The 400-nt window shown below is 72.0% G+C and carries 1 protein-coding gene; it reads right to left on the bottom strand.

The window, feature by feature from the left end:
- The coding region (locus J1M46_RS15060; RefSeq protein ID WP_274607068.1) for a glycoside hydrolase family 3 N-terminal domain-containing protein at positions 1 to 400 on the bottom strand (400 nt) is incomplete at both ends.

Below are 400 nucleotides of genomic sequence, written 5' to 3'. Positions count from 1 at the left end.
CCAGCCGCGCCTCCGTCAGTTCCCCGTCCCGCACGGCCCGCAGCACGGCGTTCCAGGCCACGTCCAGCTTCGGCGGGTTGAGGAGCTGGTCGACGCCCGCCTTCAGCGCGAGCACCGGCACCCGGTCGTCGCCGTACTTCGTCCTTACGCCCGCCATGTCGAGCGCGTCCGTGACGACCACCCCGTCGTACCCGAGGCGGTCGCGCAGCAGACCCGTGACGACGGGCCGGGAGAGGGTCGCCGGGTCACTCGAGTCGTCGAGGGCCGGGACCAGGATGTGCGCGGTCATGATCGAGTCGACGCCGGCCGCGATCGCCGCCCTGAACGGCACCGCGTCCAGCTTCTCCCACACCTCGCGCGTGTGCGTGATGACGGGGAAGCCGTAGTGGCTGTCGACGGC

Source organism: Agrococcus sp. KRD186, assembly GCF_017168255.1.
Lineage (GTDB): Bacteria > Actinomycetota > Actinomycetes > Actinomycetales > Microbacteriaceae > Agrococcus.
The sequence above is the reverse complement of the archived record's forward strand: the minus strand, read 5'-3'. Positions and strand labels throughout refer to the sequence as shown.